The 26215-nt window shown below is 47.3% G+C and carries 29 protein-coding genes and 2 pseudogenes; 17 read left to right on the top strand and 14 right to left on the bottom strand.

All coding sequences use genetic code 11. The features are described from left to right. Positions 1-130 precede the first annotated feature (130 nt). A complete protein-coding gene (locus EL268_RS20035) occupies positions 131-313 on the bottom strand; it encodes a hypothetical protein (protein WP_126435454.1) in 183 nt (60 codons plus the stop codon). Positions 314-737: 424 nt separating this feature from the next. Here EL268_RS20035 and EL268_RS20030 point away from each other — a divergent pair. Then, positions 738-988: pseudogene (locus EL268_RS20030) on the top strand (sigma-70 family RNA polymerase sigma factor); the annotation flags it as partial. Positions 989-1251: 263 nt separating this feature from the next. On the opposite strand, the gene EL268_RS20025 reads toward EL268_RS20030, so the two are convergent. Beyond that, positions 1252-1440 carry a hypothetical protein gene (locus EL268_RS20025; RefSeq protein WP_106656698.1) on the bottom strand — a complete coding sequence of 63 codons (189 nt, stop codon included), beginning with the start codon at positions 1438-1440 and terminating at the stop codon, positions 1252-1254. 141 nt (positions 1441-1581) lie between these two features. Next, positions 1582-2388 carry a DUF2935 domain-containing protein gene (locus EL268_RS20020; protein ID WP_106656697.1) on the bottom strand — a complete coding sequence of 269 codons (807 nt, stop codon included), beginning with the start codon at positions 2386-2388 and terminating at the stop codon, positions 1582-1584. A 129-nt stretch (positions 2389-2517) separates the two neighbouring features. Between EL268_RS20020 and EL268_RS20015 the strand changes: the two are divergent. The 5 genes and pseudogenes from EL268_RS20015 (at position 2518) to EL268_RS19995 (ending at position 5397) form a co-directional block, all read left to right on the top strand. Beyond that, positions 2518-3014, top strand: a pseudogene (locus tag EL268_RS20015) (DUF1648 domain-containing protein). A 139-nt stretch (positions 3015-3153) separates the two neighbouring features. Beyond that, the gene (locus EL268_RS20010; protein ID WP_106656696.1) at positions 3154-3579 is read left to right on the top strand and encodes a DMT family transporter; all 426 of its coding nucleotides are present in this window, start codon (positions 3154-3156) and stop codon (positions 3577-3579) included. Positions 3580-3603: 24 nt separating this feature from the next. After that, positions 3604-4302 carry a Crp/Fnr family transcriptional regulator gene (locus EL268_RS20005; RefSeq protein WP_106656695.1) on the top strand — a complete coding sequence of 233 codons (699 nt, stop codon included), beginning with the start codon at positions 3604-3606 and terminating at the stop codon, positions 4300-4302. A 21-nt stretch (positions 4303-4323) separates the two neighbouring features. After that, positions 4324-4791: a DMT family transporter gene (locus EL268_RS20000; protein ID WP_106656694.1), complete on the top strand. Its 468-nt coding sequence runs from the start codon at positions 4324-4326 to the stop codon at positions 4789-4791. A 102-nt stretch (positions 4792-4893) separates the two neighbouring features. Beyond that, positions 4894-5397, top strand: a complete 504-nt coding sequence (locus EL268_RS19995) for a CarD family transcriptional regulator (RefSeq protein ID WP_106656693.1) — start codon at positions 4894-4896, stop codon at positions 5395-5397. 68 nt (positions 5398-5465) lie between these two features. Here the strand turns inward: EL268_RS19995 and EL268_RS19990 are convergent, their stop codons facing one another. Both EL268_RS19990 and EL268_RS19985 read right to left on the bottom strand, forming a co-directional pair. Then, the gene (locus tag EL268_RS19990; protein ID WP_106656692.1) at positions 5466-6434 is read right to left on the bottom strand and encodes a GNAT family N-acetyltransferase; all 969 of its coding nucleotides are present in this window, start codon (positions 6432-6434) and stop codon (positions 5466-5468) included. A 151-nt stretch (positions 6435-6585) separates the two neighbouring features. Beyond that, a complete protein-coding gene (locus EL268_RS19985; RefSeq protein WP_232029951.1) occupies positions 6586-7653 on the bottom strand; it encodes a CapA family protein in 1068 nt (355 codons plus the stop codon). 151 nt (positions 7654-7804) lie between these two features. Between EL268_RS19985 and EL268_RS19980 the strand changes: the two genes are divergently transcribed. Next, positions 7805-8971 (top strand): UDP-N-acetylmuramoyl-tripeptide--D-alanyl-D-alanine ligase, encoded by a 1167-nt coding sequence (locus tag EL268_RS19980; RefSeq protein ID WP_106656691.1) that lies wholly within the window; start codon positions 7805-7807, stop codon positions 8969-8971. 287 nt (positions 8972-9258) lie between these two features. Beyond that, entirely contained in the window at positions 9259-9384 is a 126-nt protein-coding gene (locus EL268_RS33740; protein WP_255438287.1) for a hypothetical protein, read from the top strand. Between the two features lie 136 nt (positions 9385-9520). Here EL268_RS33740 and EL268_RS19970 read toward each other — a convergent pair whose 3' ends face one another. From EL268_RS19970 to EL268_RS19945, 6 genes are all read right to left on the bottom strand, one after another. After that, complete coding sequence (locus tag EL268_RS19970; protein ID WP_106656689.1) at positions 9521-10294, bottom strand: FixH family protein; 774 nt, start codon at positions 10292-10294, stop codon at positions 9521-9523. Between the two features lie 6 nt (positions 10295-10300). After that, entirely contained in the window at positions 10301-10912 is a 612-nt protein-coding gene (locus tag EL268_RS19965) for an SCO family protein (RefSeq protein ID WP_106656688.1), read from the bottom strand. Between the two features lie 37 nt (positions 10913-10949). Further along, entirely contained in the window at positions 10950-11819 is an 870-nt protein-coding gene (ctaG, locus tag EL268_RS19960; protein WP_106656687.1) for a cytochrome c oxidase assembly factor CtaG, read from the bottom strand. Between the two features lie 177 nt (positions 11820-11996). Then, entirely contained in the window at positions 11997-12467 is a 471-nt protein-coding gene (locus EL268_RS19955; RefSeq protein WP_106656686.1) for a thioredoxin family protein, read from the bottom strand. Between the two features lie 3 nt (positions 12468-12470). Further along, entirely contained in the window at positions 12471-12899 is a 429-nt protein-coding gene (locus EL268_RS19950; protein ID WP_106656685.1) for a disulfide oxidoreductase, read from the bottom strand. A gap of 172 nt (positions 12900-13071) precedes the next feature. After that, on the bottom strand, positions 13072-13857 hold the full coding sequence (locus tag EL268_RS19945) for a metallophosphoesterase family protein (RefSeq protein ID WP_106656684.1): 786 nt from the start codon (positions 13855-13857) through the stop codon (positions 13072-13074). A gap of 177 nt (positions 13858-14034) precedes the next feature. Here EL268_RS19945 and EL268_RS19940 point away from each other — a divergent pair, with 177 nt between their 5' ends. The 4 genes from EL268_RS19940 to EL268_RS19925 all read left to right on the top strand — a co-directional run bounded on the left by EL268_RS19940 (position 14035) and on the right by EL268_RS19925 (position 18106). Further along, entirely contained in the window at positions 14035-14790 is a 756-nt protein-coding gene (locus tag EL268_RS19940) for a cupin domain-containing protein (protein WP_106656683.1), read from the top strand. A gap of 100 nt (positions 14791-14890) precedes the next feature. Continuing rightward, positions 14891-15613 carry an NAD-dependent deacylase gene (locus EL268_RS19935; protein WP_106656682.1) on the top strand — a complete coding sequence of 241 codons (723 nt, stop codon included), beginning with the start codon at positions 14891-14893 and terminating at the stop codon, positions 15611-15613. Positions 15614-15877: 264 nt separating this feature from the next. Then, positions 15878-17794, top strand: coding sequence for an ABC transporter ATP-binding protein (locus EL268_RS19930; protein ID WP_106656681.1), 1917 nt, complete (start codon positions 15878-15880; stop codon positions 17792-17794). 90 nt (positions 17795-17884) lie between these two features. Then, complete coding sequence (locus EL268_RS19925; RefSeq protein WP_088906829.1) at positions 17885-18106, top strand: hypothetical protein; 222 nt, start codon at positions 17885-17887, stop codon at positions 18104-18106. Positions 18107-18142: 36 nt separating this feature from the next. On the opposite strand, the gene EL268_RS19920 is transcribed toward EL268_RS19925, so the two are convergent. Continuing rightward, positions 18143-18514 carry a L,D-transpeptidase gene (locus tag EL268_RS19920; RefSeq protein ID WP_106656680.1) on the bottom strand — a complete coding sequence of 124 codons (372 nt, stop codon included), beginning with the start codon at positions 18512-18514 and terminating at the stop codon, positions 18143-18145. Between the two features lie 77 nt (positions 18515-18591). Continuing rightward, positions 18592-18837 (bottom strand): hypothetical protein, encoded by a 246-nt coding sequence (locus EL268_RS19915; protein WP_106656679.1) that lies wholly within the window; start codon positions 18835-18837, stop codon positions 18592-18594. A gap of 202 nt (positions 18838-19039) precedes the next feature. On the opposite strand from EL268_RS19915, the gene EL268_RS19910 reads away from it, so the two are divergent. The 4 genes from EL268_RS19910 (at position 19040) to EL268_RS19895 (ending at position 23551) form a co-directional block, all read left to right on the top strand. Continuing rightward, positions 19040-19798 (top strand): DUF4931 domain-containing protein, encoded by a 759-nt coding sequence (locus EL268_RS19910; protein WP_106656678.1) that lies wholly within the window; start codon positions 19040-19042, stop codon positions 19796-19798. After that, positions 19773-20681, top strand: a complete 909-nt coding sequence (locus tag EL268_RS19905; protein ID WP_232029949.1) for a GNAT family N-acetyltransferase — start codon at positions 19773-19775, stop codon at positions 20679-20681. Before EL268_RS19910 ends, EL268_RS19905 begins: the two co-directional genes overlap by 26 nt. 164 nt (positions 20682-20845) lie before the next feature. After that, on the top strand, positions 20846-21976 hold the full coding sequence (locus tag EL268_RS19900; protein ID WP_106656677.1) for a virulence factor: 1131 nt from the start codon (positions 20846-20848) through the stop codon (positions 21974-21976). Between the two features lie 279 nt (positions 21977-22255). Then, on the top strand, positions 22256-23551 hold the full coding sequence (locus EL268_RS19895) for a phytoene desaturase family protein (RefSeq protein WP_106656676.1): 1296 nt from the start codon (positions 22256-22258) through the stop codon (positions 23549-23551). A gap of 107 nt (positions 23552-23658) precedes the next feature. On the opposite strand, the gene EL268_RS19890 is transcribed toward EL268_RS19895, so the two are convergent. After that, complete coding sequence (locus tag EL268_RS19890; RefSeq protein WP_106656675.1) at positions 23659-24471, bottom strand: serine hydrolase; 813 nt, start codon at positions 24469-24471, stop codon at positions 23659-23661. 111 nt (positions 24472-24582) lie between these two features. On the opposite strand from EL268_RS19890, the gene EL268_RS19885 reads away from it, so the two are divergent. Next, entirely contained in the window at positions 24583-26208 is a 1626-nt protein-coding gene (locus tag EL268_RS19885) for a peptide ABC transporter substrate-binding protein (protein ID WP_106656777.1), read from the top strand. The last annotated feature ends 7 nt before the right edge of the window (positions 26209-26215 follow it).

Below are 26215 nucleotides of genomic sequence, written 5' to 3'. Positions count from 1 at the left end.
GATTTGAGCAAAACAGTAAAAGGAATAAATTCAAATCAAAGGAATGCTCAGGGGAATGTTCATAAGGTGTTCAAGAAATAGCAAACCTGTCCCTGTTTTGAGGGGACGGGTTTCTTTACTAATACCTATACTACTGCTTTTCCCACTTGCCGTTTTCCAGTACGAACTCTACAGCTGTGTTCGTTCCATCCGCATATTGCCGCAGTACGTACAGACTTTCGCCGGATTCGTGTAAATGGATTTGAGGCATTTTATCGCCCACTGAAAGATTGCTAGTCAGCTCTTTAACCTCTTTGAATAGGTCTTTGTCCATTTTCCAAACGTCGGCTTTTTCAATTGCGCGTATTTAGACAAATCTACGCCAGTGTCGGCAGCGATCTCCGTAGCTCTTTGAGTGAGTAGATTATCGAAGGCTTGAGCCTCCTTTTTCGCCTCTTCGCTGGTCAATTCTTCCCTAACAAACTGCCAATCCGTCGGATTGTATGTGACTGTATCCTGTGACTGATCAAAATCTAAAACAGCTATTTATCTGTTTTTTTAAAAATATGCCTAATTATAGGATTTTTTAAAAATGGAGAAATAGTTTCTTTTTCATATACGACATTATAGTTATCTCTTAATCATTGGAACTGTAACAGTAAAGCGAGTTATACCCTGATGAGAATAAACTTTGATTCTCGTGTGTACCTTTCATTAAGTCCAAAGCTTATTCAAAAAACAGATAAACACATAGGGTGAATGAAATCACCTTGATCGACGTCCTCGGCACAGAAACCGACGAAGTGGTCGACGCTGTGCAACCCTCGATGAGCGTGAAAAAGAGGTCATCATCGGCAGATTTGGGCTGGATCAGGACAAAGAAAAGACACAGCGCGAAATTGCGCGTGAGCTGGGCATTTCTCGTTCGTATGTATCCCGTATCGAAAAGCGAGCGTTAATGAAGTTGTTTAATGAGTTTTATCGGACGAAGCAACCGCAGAATCGGTAGTTTTTCGCAGCGGGGGCAGTTTTTTGAGTAAATAGGATGAAGCCACTCGGACTGCGGGTGGCTTTTCTATTTGCAGGCTGATCAAGAGGCTCCCTATTGGATCAGTCAAAACGCAGATGGAAGTCCAAACAGCATTCCCCAGTTTTCGTGAATGGGCATGAGCACGGAATCACCATAAGAACAAAGCCATTTCTTCATACGATTGCCTCGGGCATTCATTTGACTTGTCCCATAAAAAACTCCCGATAACGGGAGTTTTTCATTTAAAAACGACGCATCGAATGTATTTGCGTTCTGTGGTGATGGGCCCGCATGCGATGGAAGTGTTCTCTTTCTCGAAAGGTATGATGACGCATGCGATCATGGCGATGTTCAAAAGCCAACGAGCGATAACGATCTGCTTGCCGCAAGTGATGACGCATTCTCCGTCTATGATGCTCAATCGGATCCATGACACTGCCCCCTTAGCGTTGGTACTTATATGCTATGAGGACAGCTCCTTGCTTGCTTATGCATGTGTGGATACCACCATGAAGGAATGGAAAAGAGGCGTAAAGCCTTTAGCTTTCGCCCCCTTCTCAATAATTAATCTCTTACTCAATGCGCGGTCTGGTCGGGAAACAGTCTGGTGATTGCACGTCGGAAACCTCAGATAGCTTCATCAAATAGTAGCATTCTTCCCGAGACATATGGTCGGCCATGAGCGGGGAGAAAACGCCTAGCAATTCATCACGCATCCGCATCTCTTCCAATTCATGCAAGAATACTTGAAAAAGCTTCATTTCTATTTCTGCTTGATGGTTAAAACGGCGTAGTGCCGGGAAGTTATGCAGGTTCGTTCGGAGGTACCCGGCTAATTCCACCGCTTTTAGGTAAAAGTGCTCGAACTTTTTGGTAAATCGTTCGCTTTTGAGCTGATAGTCTTTTTCCACCATGTCCAAAAGGGAAGTGATGGTGGCCGCATGCCCTACCGCATCGGATAGCCACAGAAGGTGGAGCTCTACCGGGTGATTGGCAGGTGGCAAGCTTCCAGAGAGAAAAGCATGCAAAATTCGTTCGTACTCTTCTAGCTCATTGACCATGTGGTTCATAAACGTTGGGGGGAGGCTGATCGATATTTTACTGATGAGATGCCTTTCTAGAATGTGGAGTTTAAAATCACGAAGTTGTTGGGTGAGTGTGCTTGCTTGTTGGTTGAGTGTATGCAGTTCATCGGAAGACAGGTTTTGCCTGGCGTTTCCCAGCAAGTGGTCAAATGACTCGATAAAGTAAACGGCTCTTTCAATTTCCTGCTCTTCATTCGGAGCAAGCGATTGAAAAATAAAGCGGGCATGATCGCCCAGAATTTGTAGCCAGAAACGATGCTCAAACAACATACTCTCTCGCAATGGGTCGTTCACTGTTGTTCCCTCCTTACTCCACTCAAGATATGTAAAAACGCCCAGAAGTGTGTAACGGATTGACCTTGACTCCCAAATGGACATAAATGGTAAAATGCTTGTAGGAGGAGCAGCAGTAAGGGGGAGAATATGAAGAGACCAATCATAAATATTCCAAAGACAGGCAGCGAATGGTTATGGGATGTAGTTGGTTTTTTATTTTTCGTGGGATCGCTACTCTTTTTAGTCTTTGCATGGAATAAGCCCCTCCTGACGAGGTGCCTGCCCATTACAATGCTTTGGGGGAAGTAGATCGCTGGAGCTCAAAATGGGAACTGCTTCTGTTACCTGGGATTGGCGTCTTTATCATTTTCCTCATGCAGGTACTCGAGAAACATCCGGAGTTGCATAACTATCCGGCACGCTTCTCTGAATCGAATGCCAAACAGTTTTATTTGCACAGTCGAAAAATCGTGAATCAAATAAAAAATAGCTGCTTAATTATTTTTTCCGTAATCTTGTTGGAGTCGGTCTCCATTGCGCTAGGATGGGGAGGCGGCTTTGGGAAGTGGTTTCTGCCGATCACCATCGTTGGGATGATCGTTCTGCTTGTAATAGGGATCGTGAAACAAAAAAAGATTCAATGAGAAGAATGAGCGAGAGGTCCCTTTAACAGGAAGGGCCTCTCCTTTGTTTTTTTGCAACGAAAATCATAAGGACATATGTCCTTCCCTATCCACCTTGCCATCCCTTTTAATTAGGAACAGATCAGTGTGAGGTGAGAGGATGAAAGGGATTGTTTTTGCGATTTTCGGCGGTGTTTTCATTACCTTGCAAGGTGTAGCGAATTCAAGAATCAGTCAAGATATTGGGGCGTGGCAAACCGCGACACTTACGCAGTTAACGGGCTTCCTCACGGCTTTTTTCCTCCTGTTGTTTTTTCGGGATGGAAAATGGCAGGCATACAGGCAAGTGAAACCGTTATATTTGACAGGTGGAGCATTCGCTGCGTTTATCATTTTTAGCAATGTTACGGCCATCCAGCATATCGGGGTAACCATGACGATTTCAGCCCTCTTGATTGCGCAGCTAAGCCTGACTTTTCTCATTGACAGCAATGGGTGGTTCGGTGTCGATAAACAAAAGATGAGGCTGCCGCATTTTATTGGGATCGGGATGATGATTCTGGGTGTGCTGATACTGAGAGCCTGATAGCGAGAGGGTGAAAACAGAGGGATGAAGGAAATTGAAAATCGTGAGCTTTTGCAACAATATCTCCATGACCATCAGTTAGCGTCTGTCTTTCATGAGCCTTTTCTGCCGCATTTGTCCTTGTACCAATTTGATCAAGGGGAGCTCATTTGTGCCCAGGGTGAATTGGCCTGTCATCTGTATGTTTTGGTGAAGGGCAAAGTAAAGATTTTTACGACTTCCCCCGAAGGGAAAATACTGATCCTTTCCTTTAAAAAGCCGCTTGAAGTGATCGGAGATATTGAGTATGTAAGAGGAATTCCTTATCTGAATTCGGTAGAAGCGGCATCGTCTGTTCAGATGATCGGGATTCATTATCGCTGGTTGAAAAAATATGGAACAGACTATGCTCCACTCCTGCAATTTTTACTGCAAATCATTACGAATAAATTTTGTGTGAAGTCCAACTCATTAAGCACCAACCTTCTGTATCCAGTAGAAGTACGTTTCGCTCGTTATTTGTTGTCCGTTTCGATAGAAGAGTGGAACCTTGCCAACAAAGAACAGATCAGTACGAGCAATCTCTTGGATGCAGCGAATATGATTGGAACGAGCTACAGACATTTGAATCGGGTCATTCAACAGTTCTGCAAGGAGGGACTAATTGAGCGTGCCAATGGATTCCTACTGATCAAGGATAGAGAAGGTTTAGCTGAGATGGCGAGCGAGACACTGAACGAATAATGGGACAGGAGAGTCAAAATCATGGTAGTCGGGCTATTCTTCGCGTTACTGGCTGGCTCGTTGGTCAGCCTCCAAAATATTTTCAACAAGAAAGTAAGTGAACAGGCAGGAACATGGTCTACGACGACTCTTGTGCTTGGGATGGGATTTCTGTCTTCTTTGACGATGGGTCTTATTTTCGAAGGCGATCAGTTGTTTTCACTTCCAGCTATGCAGCCGTGGTACTGGTTCAGCGGTATGATCGGCGTTGGGGTGGTCTTTTGTCTGGTACAAGGAATGAGACTGCTTGGCCCAACGTATGCCATCTCCATCGTTCTCACTGCCCAGCTCGGATTTGCTTTATGGTCTGATTCAATCGGCTGGTTAGGGCTGGTTCAAGTGCCGATGACATTTACACAATTGTTTGGGGTTCTGGTCATTATCGGGGGTGTGATCGTATTTAAATTAGGCGGCGAATGGCAACAGAAACGCTCAATGAGTAAGATGTAAATTTTTTGTTGACTTAATTTTAAACGTCATGATAAAATAAAAAATTTCAAATCCGATTTTTGTGCTATAATGGATATAGATTGCTTTGAAGGAGGTGGACGTATGTTTCAAGTTGGAGACAAGGTTTTTTATCCGATGCACGGAGCAGGCGTAATCGAGGCGATGGAGGAGAAAGAATTTCTGGGTGAAAAACACCTCTATTATGTGCTCAACATGATGCTGAAAGAATTAAACATCATGGTCCCGGTTGAAAAGATGTCCGCTCTTGGTATTCGAAAGGTGGTCGAAGCCGACATTCTGGAGAATGTTTTGGCCGCCATGCGAGAGGGGCAACGCGACACCGCCTTGAATGCAGCGCAGCGCTACAAGCTTCATACAGAAAAAATGAAGAGTGGCGATATTTACGAGCAATCTGAGGTCATTCGTGATTTGGTTGGTATGAGTAAAGTTAAAGTATTGGGATCGAGCGACAAAATGATGTTGGATACTGCGCAGCAGCTCCTCATTAGTGAGATTGAACTTGTAAAAGACGTAGATACGGAACAGGCAACAGTGATGCTGAAGCATGCTGTATGCCCAGAAGAAATGTCTGAGATTGTGCCATAAATATTGTCCATACAAGGTAATCAAGGGGAGTGATTGTTACTGCAATCGCCCCCTTTTTTGTATGTCTTTTAGAGCAACAAGCCATGATCCAAGGAAAATTCTTGGCGATTGGCAAACTGTTGGTATCCAGCACGTAAAAAGGCTTTGGCCATTGGCGTGTTTTTTACATCGGTATCCGCGCGGATGTATGTTTCGCCTGCTTGTACAAGAACGTCTGTGGCCTGCTTCAGCAATCGATCAATATAGCCGTGTCCTCTTTGCTCGGGGAGAACTCCGATGTATCCAATCGTAGCGAAGGTAGGGCTGACCGTAGGCATCAAAAAACCAATGAGCTCATTTTTTTCTGTATAGGCAAGCTGCCACCATTCCGGTTCGTACTTCATTTGTTGCAAATCTTGGAACATTTCCTGTGCTTGGGCTAGAGGGCCTTTTTCCAAGCGCTCCTCTGTAATTTGTTGATCATGGGTGAATTGCGAGACACGCAGGATGGCATCCACAAATGCAGCCTCGCCAACCTCAGGAAGACTGCGGTACACGATCAGATCATGCGTTTCGTTTGAGGGTAGAGCAGCTGCCTCCATCGGAGCATGCCATTCGAATCGGTTAGTTTCCCGGCTAATCCGAAAGCCGAGTGCTTCCAGAACGTTTCTTCGCTCTTGGTGATCCGTTTGCCATTGAGGAGAGGAGGAAGGTGAATCCAGAACATAGCCGATTTTCTCCGAAAGATTCCCCGCCATGAGTGTGAAGACTTCACGTAAGAAATGAGCGCCGAGCGAAGGGCATTCTGTTTCTTTCCATGGAAGCTCCCACAATACCAAATCAGTTGCTTGTTTACTGCCAGGCAATGTCCAGAAGGCGAGACGACCAGCTATCTTGCCATGTACCTCCAGAACGAAGCACCAGTCCTGGCGCATAGCTCCTTGTGTGAACATTTTGTTGAGGTAAGCAGCTATATCATCCCGAACGGACGCAGGGTGGTCCGGAAATGCAAGAAATACAGGTAAATCCTCCGAGTGGATACGGCGAACGGTGATCATGCAAGTAATCTCTCCTTTGTAACCATCTAAAATAATTTTGTTAGTTACAAATGGATTTTACCAAAATGTTCTGTGAATCGTCAATCGCCGTCTATGTAGAAAAATGGGGAGGGTAGGGAGCAAAATGCCCGCCCCCTCGTTTGCTCTTGTGTTATTCAATCAATACGCCCCGCGACCTACCTATGATGCGGATGGCGCGATTCCACAGCAACTGGAGCTTTTTTCTCTGCAGAGGTCGCAAATACAGATCAGGGCTTTTCAGATACGAACGCATGGGGATGACACGAAAGCATATACGCCCTTGACTTACATACCGTTGCGAAAACGTCGGGATGACCGAAATTTGCTCGAGTGAAATCTGATTCCTCTCATTCTTTTCGACAGTAAATCGCAGGATTGCCCCGCACTGGGATTGATCAAACGAGAGCATTTTCTCTGATGTGAAATTGCCTAAAGAATATGCGACTAGCGTTTGTCTTTTTGTTCCGTGAGCAGTCGTGATACTCGGGGTGACAACAGGCTGCAGAACATGTGGGTGAGCCCCGAGGATGACATCAGCACCGTTGTCGAGCAGGCTTTGTACGAGCTGTCGCTGGCGTGTTGTCGGAGTATAGCGGAATTCAATCCCAAAGTGAAGGGAGATGATCACCAGATCGACGAGAGGACGGACTTTTCTCAGGTCGGATAATATCGTGTCAAGATGAAGAAGTCGAACGATCCATGGCGTATGAGCGGGGATTACCTGCTTGTTTGTCCCGTAGGTGTAAGCAAGCAGGGCGATGCGAATGCCGTTTACCTCCTTGATCAGGTAGGTATTTGCCTCTTCGGGGCTACGATAGGTTCCGGTATGAGCAAGCTTGTATCGATCCAAAACATCAAGGGTTCGGCATAGTCCGGTTACTCCGCCATCCAGACAGTGGTTATTCACTGTAGTCAATACATCAAATCCAGATGTTTTCAAGTCCCGAGCCAATTCATCTGGACAGTTGAAGCGAGGGTAACCGGTTCGTGCCGAACCGATTTGATAGGGCTGTGTTTTCCCGGAAAAGGTGGTTTCTAAATTGCCAATCGTGAGATCTGCCGCTGAGAGAATCGGTGCCACGGGATGAAACATATCCGTAAAAGAGAATTGATCTGTACCAGGCAATCTGGCAGTTGCCACCTGCTCTTTCCACATCAGAATGTCGCCTACAGCGGCGATGGTGGCCTTCTTTGTCATGCGCTTCACCTCCCCTCCTACTCTATTCCAGAAGTCGTCCGTCTGATTTGGATAGTAGCGGAACGTTTTCATAGATAATGGTCTATACAGGCTGTCTATGCCGTTCATACAATAGGAAAGCTGATCGAGAGAAGAACGAGGCAAAGGGGTGATGCCCGTGAAAAAGAAGAGAAGAGCTGCTGTCCCGGCAAACACACTGATTCTCGACAAGCCGGTTATCGCTGTGACGGGAAGTGCAGGGAAAACCACAACAAAGGAAATGATCTATACCATCCTGAATCTACGCATGCCCACATATAAATCGATGTACAACAAGAACTTCCTGGGAAATACAAGAGCGCATGCCAAAAGAATTCGGGACGAGCACAAGGCCGCAGTGCTTGAGTATGGTATTTATCGAAGCGGTCATTTGCGACAGCATTGCAAAATCATACAGCCGTCGATGGGAGTCATTACGAATATTGGCACGGCTCATATCGGAAATTTTGGCGGTGATGCCAGGAAGCTGGCGTTAGCAAAAACGGAGTTAATTCGTCATATGAAACCCACGGGAACCATTTTTCTGAATTGGGACTGTCCTTATTCTCGCCAGTTTATTCAACAGCCTTATCTGGGTTCGTTCACGGGAAAAATCGTAACATTTGGCAAGGAGCAGGAGGCGGACTATAAGGCGGGAAGAACGAAAATGGAGGGCAACGGGTTTCGATTCGAATGTTCTTTGCGTGGAGAAAAGGAATCATTTTTTGTCCCCATTCCCGGCGAGCATAATTTGTACAACGCGTTGGCTGCTATTGCAGTCGCGCATACGATGGGGATTCCCGTCGATGTTATTCGTCGCGGGTTAAGTCAGTTTCGCGGACAGCGCAGACGACTAGCTAGCTATCGACTCGCGAATAACATTCAGGTGCTGGATGATACCTACAGCTCGAATCCGGATGCGGCCAAGGCAGCGATTGATGTGTTAAGCCAGGTAGGGCATACGACAAAAATCGCGGTGCTCGCCAGTATGCTGGAAATGGGTAAATACGACGTGAAAGGTCATGAGGATGTCGGGAAATATTTGAGTCAAAAAAATGTAGACTACTTATATACACTGGGAAGAAGTGCTAGGAATATTGCCAGAGCAGCGATTCTCTCCGGTTTTCCGGCAAATCGGGTCAGGCATTGCTTGAGTAAAGCAGGCTTGCATCGGCGTCTAGCAAAACAGCTGAAGCCAAATACAGCCGTTCTCGTAAAAGGATCGAATCAGTTGAAAATGGGAGAGACTGTACAATTTTTGTGCAGGGTAACTGCCAATCGAAGCGCTGGGAATGGATGAAAGAGTGGGGACGCCTGCGGGGTGGCGGACAAGGGATTTATATACAGGCTCTTGCGGAAAAAATAGGTGAATGACGGCGGGCAAACGCACATACCATCTGTGCGTTTGCTGCATTTCCTATAGGGAGACTAGTAGGAGGTGACACGTCATGTCATACCAATTTCCCCCTGGCGGTCCAGAAGGTTCCCCAGGTTATCAAGGTTCCCCCGGTTCCCCGGGAGGTTTTCCCCCTCCGCCACCAGGTCCTCCACCGAGCAGGACGCCAAGTGCACCGGGAGCAAGAGGCTATGGGGGAACCCGCCGGATCGATGCTGGCGGATTCTATCCCTGTTTATATCGTTACACGTACGTTTGGCTGCGAAATGGTCGCTCTTTCTGGTTTTACCCCGTCTACGTCAGCCGTAACTCTGTAGCCGGATATCGCTGGAGAAGATATCGGTGGGAGTATTACGGGACGGATTTGGATCGAATCTCCTATTTTACCTGCTAACGCCATTTGCGAGCAAAAAGGCCATTCCTTGGGAGGAAGGCCTTTTTATTTGGAAGGACTTATTTTATGGAGAGTGGAAAATCTTTGTGATCATGAATGTCTCCTTTTTCTACATGGACCTTCACTGTATAATCCCCGGCAGTGGGGAACTGTACGTTGCCTTCATACTGGCCAGCCGCAGTTTCCGTTGCATCGACGAAGCTGTGCTTCTCGTCATTTCCCCGCCAGAACTCGAATTTGACTGTCGCTTTGTCCAACGCTTTGTTGTTTTTCATAAGGTGAACAGTGAGAGCAGCTGGGGTTGCCACTTGAATATTGTCGGCTGGAGAGAAATGATAATCAACTGTATCAGCATTCACGTGACCTGCCGCCCCATGATCGTGCGACTGACCTGCGTCAGCTGGAGGAGCGGAGGGCGTAGCCCCAGGCGTCTCACCAGCCTTGCTGTTTACGGTGAACGGTGTCTTTTGCATATTGTGGAAATCACGTGCTGTCACATGGTAGTAGACAAAATAAGAACCTGGCTCGCTAATGGTTTGTTGGGCCGTATAGACACCGTCTCCTTGCAGCGAAGCCGGGATTGTTTCATGCTTTTCTTGCCCATCCCTCCACCATTCGAACTTCACTTCCTTGGCATCATCCACGGGTTGGCCATCTTGTGTGACTTTCACGGAGAAGGTAACGGTGTCGCCCGCTACAAGCTCCTTTGGCTCCAATGTAAAGGCAGCCTGAACGGGAGCTCCGGGTTGAAAAGCTTGTTGCTCGTTCTCTTTTCCACAAGCGGCTAAAAGGAGCATAAGCATGGATAAGAGCAGAATCATCGTACGTTTCATGTTGGATTACCCTTCCTTCTTCAATTTCAACAGTTCCTGATAAATTTGTTCGGGATCGAAATCGTCCCCCATGCCGAATTTTTGAATGACAGCATTGTTATCATCCACGAGATACGTACTCGATGTATGAGAGATAAATCCATCATCCATCTTATTGGCAAAAAAGCCAAGCGAATTTGTAACTGTTTTGATCGTTTCCTCATCACCCCGAAGCAGGGTCCAGCCTTGTTCTTGAATCCCCAACTGCTTGGCATAGTAGCGCATGACATCAGGGGTGTCGTTTTGCGGATCAATCGTGATGGTCAAAAACTCAACTTCTTGCCCCATCAGGTTTGCTTCGAGCAAGCGCTTTTGCAGCTGAACCATTTTTACCGTTGTCGTGGGACAAATATCCGGGCAACGGGTATAAATCAGCTCCACCAAGCGAAACGTTTTCTTTTGCGGTGCTAGCGAATAGGATTGTCCATCGATGGTTTGCAGAGTCACATCAGGTAATTTCGCCTGGGCGTTTTTGGGCCCGAACCAAACCCAAGAAGCGACAAGAGCAACAAGAACAAGGACGGGTAACAACAAGAGCAACCGTCTGATTCGGATTGCAGTAGCAGGGGCGATATTCACGTGTGTGTGGCGCCTCCTTTCTATATCTTCTTTTTGGCTATGGCGTCATGAGTCCGTCCTCTTCCTGATTCTTTTCTTTTCGATACCAGGTAGAGAAGATGTAAGCCAGAACGACTCCGTACGTCAGCTCCTGCATGAGCTTCATCACAATTCCGCCCAGCCGTTGATCCTCCAGAGGGAGAAGGGGAACGGCAAACATTGATTTGTCGATCGGCGTGGAAAAGAATGGAGCGCAGAGCATGGAAGGACCGTCTACATATGTCGTATACAACGGTGTTGCTGAAAAAATAATCAGTGCGCATGCAGGCGTAATCAAAACGCCGTTAGCAAAGATGTAGGCGAGCTTTTGCAGTTCCGACAGACGGTGAATTTCCGGTATGGGTGCGACAACAGGCATCCACATCAAAATTGCAGTCACCAGCAGCAGTAAATGAATCAAATTATGTAGGGCCAGGTTGTTCATTGCCAAGTCTAAAATAACAGGCATATGGTAAAACGAGAACAGGGCATTAAACATAAGAATAGCAGGTATCGGATGACTCGCTATGCGCATGAAAAGCTTGAGCCCCCGGCGATAGAACAGGGAGCGGATCAACCATGACGGGGTCCCTGCCAAAAGCAGCAAGGGCATTACGAGATAGAGCAACGATTGCTGCAGCATGTGGGCGCTAAACAAAAAATGCCCAGCTACGTTCAAGGGACTCCCCATACTAAAGTAAAAACCAATTAAGCCGAGTGTGAAAAAAGTCTTTTGCTTGCGTGTCACAGGTGTGGAATCTTGAAAAGTTTGGCGTAATGGTCCGGTCAGCGAGAAGTAAGCCAGACCGATCAAGAAGGTCAAAAGAATCAGCTCTGGATTCCATGTCGCCCGAAAGCCAAAGGTTTCAGTGAAATAAGTGAGGGTCATGCGATTACCTCCGTTTTCAAGGATTATCCCCAGTACTCATTATAGGCAATTAACTGGAAAAGCCTAATGACTCGTTCGGGCTATTTCTTCCAAGGGAACGGAATTCTTCACATATTTGTCACGTATGTCCAATATGAAAAGAGCCTCCCGCAAAGAATCGAGGGAGGCTACCGCACGTTATGATTTTTTCTGTTCTTCCAACCAAGCTTTCCATTCGCTTGCTTCGCGTCCGCCGACGAGTCGAGCTACTTCCTTGCCGCCCTTGTAATGAACGAGGGTAGGGGTAAATTCGATGTTGTATTCACCATAGCTGGCGTTAAATTCCAGCAAATTAAGCTTTTTCATATCGATGTCCAAGCTTTTCACGATCGGTACAAGGACGGGGGTAGTTGCTTTGCAGTGCTCACAAACCGGGCTGTAAAAGTAAACAAACGCATCCTCCTGATTATCGAGCTTACCTTTGAGTTCATCAGGCATAATGAGATTATCGTACAGGGGGTCACTCAATTGTTCGAGAGTAGCTGGGTGCAAATTGGCTTTCCCATAAGGGTTTCCTTCCGCAAGCTGACGGTTCGAAATGTCAGAGTACACGATCGCACCGATCAGGATCGCAGCCACAAGGATGGATAGAAAGATGACTTTCTTCATGAATCATTTCTCCTTTGCATTTTTCATAACGATGACAAGCAGGATGCTGATCAAGGTGAAGGCAATGAGAGCAAGGAACGGAATCGTGATAAAACCTAGCCAGTTAATATAGTCCGTGCTGCATGGCACAATGCCGCAAGCGCTGCCCAGATCTTGCAGGGCAGGTATTTTTTGGATCGAGTAATGATACAGCGATGTGAGTCCTCCGATGATGGAGAGAATCAAGGCGTACGACGCGATCTTGTCATCTTTCTTCGCGGAGGCAACTCCGAGTAAGATGACGAGCGGGTACATCAAGATTCGCTGATACCAGCACAGGTCACACGGTATGTACTTTAACACTTCTGAAAAAAACAAACTGCCTCCTGTTGCGATGAGGGAGACTCCCCATGCGGCAAACATGGCTTGTTCCACGATTTGCTGACGTTTCATATAAACACCTCGTCCATATCTTAACATATTACAAATCGAAAGTAGATTATAAAAAGTAATAATTTATTGAACGAATGGGCTTGTCTTCTGCATCAAACTGGATGCACTACCCGATGCACTTGCAGCAGGTAGGAGCACCAGTGCGAAAGCTCCCAGTTTTCCTTAAGCATGCTCAGTAGACCCGTACTTGTGGAGAGGATTGCCTATCCCGAATCGGTACGAAAATGGATGGAAGAGAAGGCCATTCGACGAGCAGGACGCCTCGCCAATATCCTGCGCCACCATCAATGCCAACCATATTGTCTCTTTGCCAAGGACCGCTGCCTGAGTATTGAGGTAATCCTGGAACAGGGGTATGGCCAAAGATGACAGGGAGTTCTCCATCATAATAAAGGTAAAAAGGCTCGCGAATCCATAGTAAATCTTGCGGATTTTGTTCCTGCAAGGGGATACCGGGTCGAATGCCTGCGTGGACCAAAAGTGCGGCTGGAGCTCCTGTACGCGGATCGGCTGGTAGCTCAATATACAAAGGAAGAGACGACAAGGCTGGCAAAATGGTTGGATAGCGAGAAAGGATGAATTGCCGCGCTTCTTCTTGTTCCTGCAAAGAAGGCATCCGATTAAGAAAAGCTCGCCGAAGCGGGTGGTTTCCTAAAAAAGAACGAATGGTGGCATCACCGCCATTGTAGCGCAGGTATAACTCCGGATTGCCGTTGCCGGATAGCCAATCTGCAAGCATTTGCTCGTGGTTGCCTTTTATGAGATAGATTTGGCTCGGATACGCTTGTCGAAGAGCGAGTAAATCGAGCAGTACTTCCTTTGATTCAGGTCCTCGATCGATCATATCCCCCAATACGAACAGACGATCACCAGCTTGGGGGGAGAAGGAAACGTCCCGCAGCGCCTTTTGAAAAGCCTGATTCTGACCATGTATATCCGAGACCAAATAAGTAGCCAAACAAGATCACCCTCCTCGATTACCCGTTATGCCTTTTAGTAGGATATGTTTGTGCAAAGTGGAGGGTGAAAGGGTGTGTCTCTTTCTCGTTTGAATAGATGAGTGCACATATTTTGTGAACGGGAATAGAGATACAAATGAGTCAAATACCCATACGGTGGGAGGATCAAACGACAGATGGCTACTTCCTATCGCGACTATACATCGCCAAATACTCAATTCACGTACGACATGAGAAATAATCTGTTTTTCAAAAAGGACGATCGGAATTTCATCGATTCCCTGGGGATCGCCCAATTAAATACATTAGGCAACAATTCGTTGTTGGATATTTTCTTGACAACCGGAAATGTTGTCGAGCCACACATTCATCAAAATGCAGCGGAGCTGGTGTACTGCATCGCTGGTGAGGCCATTGTATCCTTAATCAATCCTTTTACCAATCAATTGCTCAACTACAATATTAAACCGAGACAAGTTGCCAATATCCCACAGGGCTGGTGGCACTATGAAATGGCTTTGACAGACGATACGCATCTACTGGCTATTTTTGATGCGCCTATTCCTGAGGTGATCTTTGGCTCCGATATTTTGCGCTTAACTCCAGCGAGTGTGTGGGCACATACGTATTGTTTAGACGAAGCAAAGGTAAAAGAAACATTTGCGCCTATTACCCAAACCGTCGTGATTGGCCCGCCAGTAGGATGTCAGCAGCAGGGGCAGTTGCCAGATAGAGCTGTCTCAAGTCAGTACCCGTACTATGGTTACTCGAGCCAGATGCCAGACGGTTACGGTTATTACGATGCCAACTATGTGCAGCAGGGTGGATATGGACAGCAGCCAGTCTATCAACAGCCGACCGGATTTCCGCAATATAGCACGCACCCCTGCCATACCGGATATCCACCACAGCCCGATTACCCATCCTATTAAATGGAAAGACAGATGGTGTCCTGGTGGGCAGGTCTCCCAAATCCGGCATTCTTCTATTACAATCAGGAGAAGAACATTTTCAAAAAAAGGGGAGACCATGATGGAACATCTGGCACACTGGTTGCGGACATCTTCCTTTACCGTTGTATTTACTGGAGCAGGCATGTCGACAGAGAGTGGCTTGCCTGATTTTCGTTCACAGTCTGGGCTATGGCGCGGCAAAGATCCGATGCAACTCGCGAGTACACGCGCGATGATGGAGAATCGGGAAGCGTTTGTGGAATTTTATCAGATGCGCATTCAAGGATTGATAACCTGCAAGCCACACGCCGGACACGAATGCTTAGCAGAATGGGAACGGCGTGGATTCGTTCATGGGATCATTACACAAAATGTAGATGGCTTTCATCAAGAAGCGGGAAGCTTGGCTGTAGCCGAACTCCATGGCTCCCTTGCGAAAATCCGCTGTCTCGCCTGCGGGACGGAGTATGCCAACACGCGTTATCTGGAGGAACAAGGGACGATCTGCGCATGCGGAGGATTTTTGCGTCCGGGTGTTGTCCTATTTGGGGAATCTTTGCCGCAATCGCAAGTCGATCAGGCCATCTCGTGGACCGAACAAGCCGATTTGTTCATCGTATTAGGTTCTTCGCTTACCGTGAGTCCAGCCAATTGGTTTCCGCAGCATGCAAAAGAAAGAGGGGCCAGACTGGTCATTGTCAATCAGGAACCAACCCCATTGGATGCATGGGCAGATGAGGTCATCCAAAATGAACGGATCGGCGAAGTGCTGAAAAGAGTAGGACAATCGTTAGGAGATTAAAAGCAAGCGTGCTCGATGAAAAGAGTACGCTTATTCTGATTGGGCTCGTTGACATGCCTTATTGCCGGTGACGCTTTCTATTTTATTTTCGTACATGTGTCATTATTACTTACTATTCTATATTTTACCATTAATGAGATAATGTTCCAATATTTGCTCCATCCATTTGAATCACCCTAGAGCTTGCGCGAAAAACATGATACCATCGAGTGTAGGATTCACATGGCATCTCGATAAGCAAATAGAAAAGAACAGGTGACGTTCATGCAAATATTATCAGTAGAAAACCTCTCCAAAGGCTATGGAGAAAAAGTATTGTTTGATAACATTTCCTTTCATATTGCCGAGCAAGAGCGCATTGGTCTGATCGGTGTTAATGGTACGGGAAAATCCTCGCTCTTGAAAATTGTGGCGGGCCTGGATACAGCGGATAGCGGGAAAATTGTTCACGCGAATCATTTCCATGTGGAGTATTTGCCGCAAAATCCCGATTTTGACGAAAACTCCTCCATACTGGAACAAGTATTTTACGGCGATTCTCCGCTCATTCAGCTTTTGCGTGATTATGAAACAGCGCTAGAGGCTGTTCAGGAATCGCCTGACGACGAGAAAAAGCAGGCGCGATTGTTTGCTGTTCAAAACAGGATGGATGCGGCTGATGCGTGGGAGAGCAATACGCAAGCCAAAATGATCCTGACCAAGCTTGGCCTGCACAATTTCTCGCAAAAGGTAGGAGAGCTCTCTGGTGGACAAAAAAAGCGGGTAGCAATGGCACGTGCCCTGATTCAACCAGCAGACCTGCTCATTTTGGATGAGCCTACGAACCATATTGACAATGAGACAGTCGAGTGGCTGGAAGAGTATTTGTCCCGCTACAAGGGCGCTTTGCTGCTCGTCACCCATGATCGTTATTTCCTGGATCGTGTGACGAACCGCACGTTTGAGCTGGATCGCGGCAAGCTGTACAGCTATGAAGGCAACTACGCGATGTTCCTGGAGAAAAAGGCGGAGCGTGAAGAAAATGAAGCAGCCGTAGAGAGCAAGCGGCAAAATCTGCTTCGACGCGAGCTGGCATGGCTTCGTCGTGGAGCAAAAGCGCGGACGACCAAACAAAAGGCGCGTGTGCAACGGGCTGAGGAGTTACGAGATAAAGTTGTAGATGGACCTGCTGCCAAGATGGAAATGGCACTCGGGGCCAGCCGTCTCGGTAAAAAGGTGATCGAGCTTACAAACATCAATAAAGCATACGGTGAGCGAAAACTGATCAACGATTTTAGCTATATTGTCCTGCCGGGTGATCGTGTGGGAATTATCGGGCCAAACGGAAGCGGAAAAACGACGCTCTTGAACATGCTTGCAGGAAGAATTCAACCGGATAGCGGTTCATTGGAAATCGGAACGACCGTAAAAATCGCCTACTACACGCAGGATAATGTTGAGATGGACGAAAAGCTGCGCGTCATCGAATATGTAAAGGAAGCAGCAGAGGTCATTCAGACGAGCAACGGGGAGTCGATTACGGCTTCGCAAATGCTGGAGAGGTTCCTGTTTTCGCCGCATATGCAATGGACACCGATTTCCCGCCTGTCTGGGGGAGAGCGCAGACGTCTCTATCTGCTCCGTACGCTGATGGGAGAGCCGAATGTGCTGTTTTTAGATGAGCCTACGAATGATTTGGATATTCAAACACTCAGTATTTTGGAGGACTATCTCGAGCAGTTCCCAGGGGCAGTTATCACGGTGTCGCATGACCGCTATTTCCTCGATCGTACCGTTGACCATTTATTTGCTTTTGAAGGGCAAGGAGACATTCGTCATTACTACGGCAACTACTCCGAGTACTTGGAAGAAAGACGCCAGGAAAAAGCATCACAGGTGCAAGAAGCGGAGCAACAGGCAGAAAAGGCGCCAAGCAACAGCGGGGCTAATCGCGGCAACAACCGAACCCGCAAGCTGTCCTACAAGGATCAGAAGGAATGGGATGCGATTGAAGGCAAAATCGCGGCTTTGGAAGAGCGCAGTGTCAAGCTAAAGCAAGAGATTGCAGCGTCTGGCAGCGATTACGGCAAAATTGAAAAGCTCTATGCAGAAGAACAGCAAGTAGCGGCAGAGCTGGAAGCAACCATTGAGCGTTGGGCGGAATTATCTGCACTGGTAGAGGAATTGGAGCAAGGGAAATAATTAGTGGCGTAGCCAGTAATTGAGGGTTGGGAAAGCGACGCTTCCACCTGTAGACTAGAGTAGATTACTAGAGTAGAGGAGTCGCTGTCGTTGCCTGCCTATAAGTTAGACCCGGAATGGGTGATGTCTTACCTAGAGCTCCAAGAACAACAGCTCTCTTCCGAAGTGCATCCGGAGGATAAAGAAGTGATCATGAACAAGATCAGGGAAATGACGTTATCGATCATGTACAAGCAAGCGAGAAGATTTCTTGTATACTTGGAATCGGATGAAACGGAAGCAGAAAGAACGAAAAAGACTCATCTTATGTAAAGAAGGCCCGCCTTGGTTAAGAGAGGCGGGTCTTTCTTATTGCTGTCTGATTCGAACGGGCGTACCAATGGGCACGATTTTTGCGAGAGCATTCACGTCCTTATTGTACATACGAATACAGCCACGAGATACGTACTTACCGATGGAGGAAGGATCGTTCGTGCCGTGAATGCCGTAGTGTGGCTTGCTTAGTCCCATCCAGAAGGTGCCGAATACACTCAAAGGTCCTCCCGGATAGGAATTCGGATAGGGGACTTTGTTGATGATGGTAAAATCCCCTCGTGGCGTCGATGTGGCGATTTTGCCCAAAGCAACAGGATACGAGCGGATGCGTCGGTTTCCATCGAACAGATCGAGACGTAGCTTCGCAATCGAGATGCGGATGTTGTAGGACGGCAGCTTCTTCACCTCCCCGACAAACGATACGATATGCCGCTGTTACTATCTTATGAAAACCAACGAAACCGGTACCTTTCCCATCCTGATTAATGTAGTTTGAAATCTAACGAAAACGTATCCGGATAGCGCAGGCCGTCACGATAGAACAAGGTTCTCACCCAGACGTACATCCGTAAAGGAACGGAAGGAAAGACGATGGCCAGCTTACCTTCTTCCAAGACAGGCAAATCGAGCGGGGATTGAATTTCATAAGGGACTCCTTCTTGATCAAGCAACGTTTTGTAATGTTGGGCCTCGCTCCAGCTAACAGGATAATAAAATGATCGCTCCATCCAATTCCAACACCTTTCCAGATTTCACTGCTTCCCATTGTATGCAAAACATTTGAGATAAAAAAAGAAACAAACGCCACAGGCATTGAAAATTAGGCAGTCCAATTGAGGCTTCAAAAGTGTCGTCTGGGCAAAAAACGTCATGATTTTCCCAGGAAATGCGTGTAAAGTGGAAGTAAGCACAAACTGGAGGGACACGGGAATGAAGCAGACACACTTGCACTTTAACATGCAAATAGGCAGAAAAAAGCCAGTGAGTGTAAACAACACAGAAACGGCCTGTCCTTTTTGTGATCGAAACAGTCTCACAGACGTTTTGGAGCAGCGGGGCTCCATGATTTGGCTCATGAACAAATTCCCTGTTCTGGAGGATACGCATCAAACTGTTTTGATTGAGTCGGATGAATGCCAAGGGGATTGGTCTGTCTATTCCAAAGAACATGTACGAGCATTGCTGGCATTCGGGGTGGAGAAGTGGCTTGAAATGGAGCAAAGCAAGTCTTATCGTTCCGTTCTGTTCTTCAAAAACCACGGCCCGTATTCCGGGGGCAGCATCCGTCATCCGCACATGCAGATCGTCGGATTACATGACTACAACTATCTGGATCAGGTAAAAGACAGTGATTTTACTGGCATGACCATCGATCAAGAGACGGGGATTGAATGCAATCTGTCTACGCATCCGCGTGCAGGTTTTTTTGAATACAATGTCATTCTATCGGACTTTGATCAATTGCCGAAAATGGCAGACTACTTACAAATTTTAGCACATTGGATACTGACTCATGTCAATCCGCGCAACCAAAGCTACAATTTTTTCTTTTACCATTGGAGAGAAAAGCTGATCGCCAAAGTGGTTCCGAGGTTTGTTACCTCTCCTCTTTACGTAGGCTATTCCATTCCGCAGGTCGCCAATAATTTGGAAGAGATCGTCGATGAATTGCAGCGACGATACTTCTAATCATAGAAAGGGTGCTTACGCTTTGACGTATACGATCACGGCAAGAAAAACACTCACCTCAGAGGAACTGGCACAGATTACAGAATTGGTTGCGATTTGCAATGAGCAGGATGGGATTGATCTCAAAGTAAACCCGGGTATGCTGGAAAAGCGTTCGGGAGAGCATGAAGAAGACTTTGTCTGTTATGCCGATGGAAAGCTGGTTGGCTTTCTAGGACTCTACGTGTTTCATGGCGGTGAGGCAGAAGTGAGCGGCATGGTCCATCCAGCCTACAGAAGAAAAGGCATATTCACAGCGTTGCAAGCACAAGCCGCAGACGCATGCAGACGAAGAGGCATTCCGGCGCAGTTGTTTATCGTTCAGCGAGATTCGCAAAGTGGCAAGTCATATAGGGAGCGAATCGGTGGCCATTATCAATTCTCGGAATATTGGATGGATTTAGGAGAGAAGCAAAGAGCAACGGTTTCTGGAAACGTGCTGCTTCGACCGGAGGCCGCCAGCGACTATGAAACATTGATTTGGCTGAACGTCCATGGTTTTCAAATGGAGGAAGAACGGGCAAGGGAAATGGCCGAAAACATGGCGGGTGATCCCAAGTCCACCACGCATTTGATGATTGTCGATGATAAGGCCGTTGGTAAAATAAGCGTGAACAAAAATGAAGGCAAGGCGTTTATTTATGGATTTTGTGTCCACCCAGATTACCAAGGGAAAGGGTATGGACGCCAGGCTTTGGCACAAACGATCGAGATGCTGGGGAAAGAAGGATACCAGGACGTATCACTGGAGGTAGCCTGTGAAAACAGCAGTGCTTTGGGGCTGTATGAATCATGCGGCTTTTTTGTAAAGTCGGCCAATGATTACTACAAGCTGGTGTTGTAGCGGGCAAACTGCTTTTCACTATCTCTCGGGTTGGAAAATGGATTAGGTTACATGCTACGATAGAAGAGAAGCAAGTACGTTGTAATAAGGTTGTTCAAAAAGCCGTCTTTTGATCACGAGGTATTCGTGACTTTTTGAACATGCATAATAAGGAGTGACTCACTATGAAACTGTTGTCCATCGAACCGACGCCGAGTCCAAACGTCATGAAGCTGAATGTAGACGAGCGTTTGCCGGATGGGGTCCAACATGTCTATACAAAGAAAGATGCGAGTAAAGCACCAGAACTTATGAACAAGCTCTTGGAGATCGAAGGAGTTACCTCCATTTTTCATACGGCGGATTTTCTCGCGCTGGAGCGAAAGTCCAATGCAGATTGGCAGCGTATTTTGACTGTCGCGCGCGAGGTTTTGCAAGCAGGTGGGGGAGCGGCTGTTTCTGACATGTCTGCGGAGGAAGCAGGGGCATTTGGAGAGGCGCAAGTGTACATTCAAATGTTCCGCGGTGTACCCATGCAGGTCAAGGTGACCATGGGAACGGAACAGATTCGTGCAGCGCTGCCAGAGCGTTTTGGCCAGGCAGCCGTGCGTGCAGGCTCTGCTTCGCCCAACCTCATCATGGAGCGGAAATGGGTCGAGCATGGCGTGCGCTATGGCGATTTGCGCGAGATTGGCGAGGAGGTCGCATTGGAAGTCGATGCCTCCTATCCGGATAGCCGTGTGGAAGAAATCGTGCAACAGGCCATGGCGCTTGGTCCCGGGGAAACTCCAGAGCCAGTCGTGCGTGAAAAGAAAGTCGTTACGCTGGAGATGCTCGATGATCCGGATTGGCAAAAAAGATATGAAGCGCTGGATCGAATGGAGCCTACCGAAGAGGATTTGCCTGTTTTGGAAAAAGCGCTCCGTGATGGCAAGCCGTCGATTCGCAGGCTGGCGGTTGTGTATCTGGGCATGATCGGTGGGGATAATGTCTTCCCGCTGCTGTTTGAAGCGCTCCGGGATGATTCCGTCTCTGTCCGACGCACAGCAGGCGATACCTTGTCTGACTTAGGTGACACGCGCGCAATTCTGCCGATGTGTGAAGCGTTGAAGGATAAAAACAAGCTGGTACGCTGGCGCGCTGCTCGCTACCTGTTTGAGGTGGGGGATGAAACTGCCTTGGACGCTTTGCGTGCCGCACAGAACGATCCAGAGTTCGAGGTCAGCTTGCAAGTCCAAATGGCCGTGCAGCGCATTGAAAGCGGTGAGGCGGCTAGCGGTACCGTTTGGCAGCAAATGACTCGCCGAAACGATTAGTCTCTGCTTCCAGTTGCGTAAGAGCTCTCTATCAAGCAGATTACTGCTAAAGAGGGCTTTTCTATCGTGTTTTCGTTGGCTGGATATACAGCGAATAGCGGGGCATACTGCTTCAAGAAGAGTGGTAAACAAGCTGGTTGATTAGGTAAATATTGGTATAAGTCAGTATAAAAATAGACACAGTTCAATAATGGTTGACTTCCACCTTATCCATCCCTTAGACTAGGATAGGGTTTAGCTTATGTATTCAACATCGCTAGTGCGTAGGGGAGATTGTGTATGACAACCAATCACTATGACGTTGTTATTGTAGGTGCAGGACTTGCTGGTCTTTCCAGTGCCGCCTACCTGTCGTCGAAAGGCAAAAAAGTTGCAGTTTTGGAACGCGGTCAATTGGGTGGACGTGCTGTTACACTGAAGATCAAAGGATTTAACTTCAACTTCGGTGCCCACGCCATTTATGCTCGCGACAGCTCCGTTTTGAGAACGTTTGAAAAAGAATTGGGTCTGAACATCGATTGGCAGGATTTCAATCCGACGAAAGCCAAGTACGATATTGGTAGCGATCTGACTGCAGTTCCGGCGAATGTACAAGGACTTTTCCAAACGAAGCTCTTAAAAGGCATGGACAAAGTATTGTTCACGTTTGAGATTTTGAAAACGATGCTAAAAATGGAAAAAGGCCATCCACATATGTCGATTCAAAAGTGGATGGAGAAAAAGCAAGTCAACGAAGAAGTGCGAGAAATGATGTTGACGCTTGCTTCTTCCAACTTCTTCACACGTGAGCCTGAAAAGATTCCTTCTGACGTATTCTTTGAGTACTACAGCCGTTTGTTTACAACAAATAAACCGGTAGCGTATATCGGTGGCGGCTGGCAAGCATTGATCAATGAATTCGTGCGTGTGATTGAAGCGAATCAGGGTACGATTCTGATCAAAACCAAAGTAGAAAAGTTCCAAGTAGAGAATGATCGTGTGGTTGGAGTGGTGACACCGGAGGGCGAATTTACGGCGGATGAATTTATTTGCTGTATTCCGCCGAAGGAGATGGCGAAAGTCTTTGCGGAGACGCGCCTGGAGCATGCGATTGCACAGCATGCTGAATACGAGCCAACGGTCGTTATGGTGTATGACATTGGCTTGAAAGAGCGAATTGACGTACCGTTCTCCTACATCTACGAAAAAGCAAACAATATTTTCATTACCGATATTTCGTATTATGACCGCACTTGTGTACCTGAAGGCGGGCAGTTGCTGCAGGCGACTGCTTACATGCGTCAGGATGAAGTAGGAAACAAGGAAGCGGCCGAAATCCGCAAACAAGAGATTGAAAACCTGTATGACAAGCATTTCCCAGGCTGGCGTGAGCAACTGGTTGTGCCGCGCGTTTCTGCTCGTGCAGTCGTACAGGAGATCAAATGGACCATGAATCAGAAGCCAATGCCGATTTTCATGCCGGATTACCGCAACCTGTTCTTTGCGGGTGACTGGTGTGAAGGACAAGGCCAGCTGTCTGAGCTGTCTTTCTCTAGCGCGATGAACGTTGCCAAGCTGATTTTGGAAAAAGAATAGGTCGATCACGAGCGGGTGTTCCTTGGAGAAAGGAATACCTGCTTGTTTTTTCTCATGCAACGTTTCAAAGAAAAAAGCCCGCCAATGGAGATGGCAGGCCACATGGATTACGCTTTCTGACTATATACGTGATAGACGAGAGTGCCGATTTGCGCCATGACGTTGGCAGCATCCTTTTGCTCGAGTCCCTTGTTTAATAGGGACAAGGTAACAGCATGAGAACCGATGTAGAGGATGCCGACATCATGCGTGATTTTGGTCACAGAGCCAGTCTTGTTGGCGAATTCCCATTTCGGAATCATCCCGATCACATCGCCGTCTGGGTCAGGCAAAAGGAAGGGAATGCGATCGCGGTGCTGCTGAGTCTTCAAGATGGCGACCATTTTCAAACAGCTGTCGTAGGAGATCACTTTTCCTGTTGCCAAGTATCGGAGGTGGCTTCCCATGTCTTTTGCCGTCACCTCATTGTATCCTTCCAATTCAGCTGGGACGACCATAAGCTTGTTGTAGAAGTGACTGTTTGTCATTTCGGTTTTTTGCATTGCGTTGCGAATGCTCTCTGTTCCGACGAGATCAATCATCATGTTCGTCGCCGTATTGTCGCTTTGGATGATCATCAGGGTAACCAGGTCGCGAATCGTAAATTCAGTGCCGGGAGTCATATGCTGAAGAACACCTGCACCGCCAACGAGATCCTCTGCACGCAGCTTGATCTTGTCCTCCAAGGCAAATTTGCCTGCGTACGCCTCTGCAAAAACGGCTGTCATGATCGGGACTTTGATCACACTGGCTGCATAAAAGCGCTGATCTTCGTTGATGGATAATGTTTCACCGGTTTGCAAATCTTCGAAAAAGATTCCCCATTCCCCTCCTGCATCCTTGATCAGATTGGATATTTGGGCAAAAAGACTGGATAACATGTAGACCCATCTCCTTTTGTTTCGATGTAGACAAAATTTTCTCAAGATAATATTATTTAGTCATGCTCCTAACAATCAAGAAGAATTATTCCTAAGATGGGGGTTTTGCTGTTGCATAAGTGGAAGAAACTATCATTTTGTGCTGTTCTGTTAACCAGTTTAGCATTCGCTGGCTGTGGAACACCGCAAGCGAGCACCACGGGGGAGACGACAGGTGCGAAGCAGGAGCAGAGTAGCGCCCCCCAAACGATGCAGGTTAACCTGAATTCTGGTGAGCCAAGCACGATCGACCCTGGACTGGCAGAAGATATCCCTTCGATGTCTGTTGCCCGTGCAGCATTTGATGGCCTCCTGCGCTTGAATGAAAAAGGCGAGCTGAAAGAGGCGGTCGCAGAGAAGTACGAGGTTTCCGCTGATGGTCTCACGTACACCTTCCATCTGCGGGAGTCCAAATGGACCAATGGAGATCCGGTTACCGCTCATGACTTCGAATACGCATGGAAACGAGTTCTCGACCCGAAAACCGCTTCCGGATACGCGTACCAGATGTACTATTTGAAAAATGGGCAAGCCTTTAACGCCAACAAGGCCAAAGCCGAAGATGTCGGTGTGAAGGCAACAGACGACAAGACACTAGTTGTTACACTGGAAAACCCGGCGCCGTTTTTCCCGGAACTGGTTGCGTCTGTCACCTATTTCCCAGTCAACAAAAAAGCGGTTGAGGGCAACAAAGAGTGGGCTGCTAAGCCAGAGACGTACATTACAAACGGTCCATTCAGCTTGAAAATTTGGGAGCACAAATCAAAGATCGAATTTGAGAAGAGCGATTCTTACTGGGATAAGGACGCTGTCAAATTGTCCAAGCTGACCTTGAACATGATCGAGGATGCCAATACGGAGCTGTCGATGTTTGAAAAAGGTGATCTGGATTGGGCAGGCTCACCACTGGGCGATTTGCCACTGGATGCGCTGGATGCTCTGAAAGAATCCGGAAAAATGCAAGCTCAAGCGACAGCGGGTACGTACTGGTACATTTTCAATACGAAGCAAAAGCCGTTTGACAACAAAAAGATTCGTCAGGCATTTGCTACGGCTGTGGGTCGTCAGGAAATCTCCGATAATGTCGTACCATACAAGAGCACGCCAGCGACGGGTATTCTCCCGCCAACCATGGCACTTACACCAGAGGGCTACATCAAAGACGGCGATGTAGAGACCGCGAAAAAGCTTTTGGCAGAAGGTATGAAAGAAGCGGGGATCAAAGAGTTGCCACCGATCATGATTGCATACAATACGTCAGAGGTCAATTCACGTATTGCGACAGTCATTCAGGATCAATGGCGCAAAGCATTTGGCATCGAGGTCAAACTGGTTAACAAAGAGAACAAGGTTCACCGCGAAGACATGAAGCAAGGAAACTTCACCATCGGCCGTGGTAGCTGGATTGGCGATTTCAACGATCCGATCAACTTCCTGGAGGTCTTCAAGGGTGGACTGAATACATCCAAATGGGAAAACAAGGAGTTCCTCGATTTGCTCGCGCAGTCTGCCAAAGAAGGGGATGTAGCGAAGCGTAAGGAAATCCTCAAGAAAGCTGAACAAATCGTCATGGATGAAATGCCTGCGTTGCCAATCTACTATTTCACCTATGCGTGGGTGAAGCAGGATAGCGTAAAAGATGTGGTGGTAGATGCACTCGGGTTCATCGACTTCAAGTACGCTTCCAATCAAAAGTAATCATGAG

Origin of the sequence: Brevibacillus brevis (assembly GCF_900637055.1) — a bacterium.
GTDB lineage: Bacteria > Bacillota > Bacilli > Brevibacillales > Brevibacillaceae > Brevibacillus > Brevibacillus brevis.
The sequence above is the reverse complement of the archived record's forward strand: the minus strand, read 5'-3'. Positions and strand labels throughout refer to the sequence as shown.